This window comes from Arthrobacter sp. JCM 19049 (assembly GCF_001310435.1).
Map to the genome: position 1 here is coordinate 1 of NZ_BAXF01000383.1, position 2101 is coordinate 2101.

Genomic DNA, 2101 nt, shown 5'->3' on the forward strand with positions numbered 1-2101 from the left:
CCGAGGAACGCACCCCCCGCGGCGGGCCCGAATGTAGTCATCGGTGCCGTTGATCCGCGATTCGGCGGTGCGCAGCACCGACTGCAGCTGGGAGCGGGCGTGACGTTCCTGCTCATCCTTCTCACGCAGGGTTCCCAGCTCATTGCTCAACGCTGTCCCGCCTCGTCCAGGGCTGCGATCAGGGCCAAGGGGTTGGGCTTGCCCTGCCGCATGGAGCGCTTAACGGATTCCAGGGCAGTTTCCAGGGATGCTATCGGGGCGGCCAACCGCTGTCCGCCCTGCGCGCCCATGAGCGCTTTGGCCTGGGACAGCTCCTGCTCGGCCTCGGCCACTGCCGCCCGCAGATCCGCCTCGGCGTTGGTCAGCGCCTCGTTGGACTTGGCAATCGCATCCAGCAGGCCGGTGGCCTGATCGTGGGCTTCCTCCGCGTTTTGCACCAGCACCGCGGCCTGGGAACGTTCGCCGTTCTGGATCGCGGTCCGGGCCTGGTTCAGCGCCGAGCGGATGAAGCTGATGCGCTCGGAGGTCTGCGAGGCATTATCCAAGACCTGGGAGGTGGCTTCCGGGGCGTAGCGCTGGGAGAGGTCCTCAAGCAGGGCAACGCTCTGGGACAACCGCTGATTCAACGGCTCCAGTCCTGCCTCCAGCTCGGAGATGTGGCTCTCCGCATTGGTTTCCAGCTTACGCAGGGACTTGAAGTCCGCGGCATGGGCTTCCAGGCTCGAATTGACCTCCTGGCATCTGCGGATGATCTCGTTGAGCCACGAACGCTGGTCTTCTTCGGTGTCCGGGATCTCGTCATCCAGCTGCTGCTGCAGCTTGAAGGACTCGCGCAGGTGCTCCTTGGCCTTGGACAGGTCCTGGGTAAACGTGGCAATCGCCGCGGAGCCGTACTGCGCCTCGGCGAAACCCAGTTCCTGTTCGGAGGAGCGGATCGAGTCATCGGCCGCCACCAGCAGGTGGTCGGCCTGCTTGCGCAGCTGGTCCAGGGGGATGGCCGGCTGGACCGGCTGGTTGGGCTGGGCCTGACCGCGGCGGACCTGTTTCTTGCTGCGGCGGGACAAGACGAAGTAGCCGATGACGGCCACGCCGGCGAAAACCAGCAGGATCGGCACCAGGGAGAAACCCGAGCCAGAGGATCCACCGCGTGAGCCGGTGCCCCTGGCGGCATCCTCAATGCCGTTGATGGCACCTTCGGCCGCGGCCAGCCAATCGAGGTTGTTCAGTTCCGGGGCAATGTACTGGGTATAGATTTGCTGACCGGCGCCGCCCAGCGGTCCGCTTTGCGAGGTCAGGAACTGGGCCTGGCGCTGCTCGGTGGCCACCGCCAAAATCGTGTCATTGCTGCCCATGTTCTTGCGCTCGGCCACGTCGGCGGCCCATTGCTGCGGATCCTGCGGATTGCTGAATTGATCGACGAACACCACGAACAGGCTCACCCCGGTCTCGGAGCGCAGCTTGGAGATCTCCTCCTCCAGCTCGTTGGCTTCACCGCCGCCCAGCACCCCGGAGTTGTCCACCACGAAGCTGCCCGGAGGAATATCCACCGGGGATTCGGCATGAGTGGGCAGCGCCAGAGCAAACAACATGGCCACGGCGGTCACGACCGCCGCCAGTAGTCCCCGTGCGGTACGTCGCATTTTCGTCCTTACTCAGATCTGCATGCGGATATGAGTTACACAATACCCGTGCCCGTTCGGCGAATTCAGGACCGTGCCACGAATTTTCGTGATTCCATAGGGTAAGACCGGTAAAGCCCGGGTTGGCCGTGTTGACTTGCGCCGAACTCACAGCGGCTGCTCAGTTTCTCCCGCTTAAGGCCACAGTTCGCATCGGAATAATAATTACCAAGAGATCGAAGAGAACTAGAGAGGCAACCATGAGCCAGTCACCGAGTGATCCCAGGGAACCGGACCAGGGCGGGGACCACGAACCGCGCGTGGGCCAGCCGGCACACAACGCCGGGGAACCGGTGACCCCGCAGGATGCCAACCAGCCAAACCCGCGCTCGGCAGCCGGCTCCCAGCACGACAGCGGAGCGCCCACCACCCAATACCCCACGGCCAGCCACTACTACTCGGCCGCTGACCAGCAGCACTCC

Annotated in this window: 2 protein-coding genes; one reads left to right on the plus strand and one right to left on the minus strand. The window is 64.3% G+C overall.

From position 1 onward, the window contains the following. Positions 1 to 146: 146 nt before the first annotated feature. The gene (locus tag JCM19049_RS12430; RefSeq protein WP_054821747.1) at positions 147 to 1604 is read right to left on the minus strand and encodes a TPM domain-containing protein; all 1458 of its coding nucleotides are present in this window, start codon (positions 1602 to 1604) and stop codon (positions 147 to 149) included. Between the two features lie 275 nt (positions 1605 to 1879). On the opposite strand from JCM19049_RS12430, the gene JCM19049_RS12435 reads away from it, so the two are divergent. Then, the coding region (locus JCM19049_RS12435) for a hypothetical protein (RefSeq protein WP_279403130.1) at positions 1880 to 2101 on the plus strand (222 nt) is incomplete at its 3' end.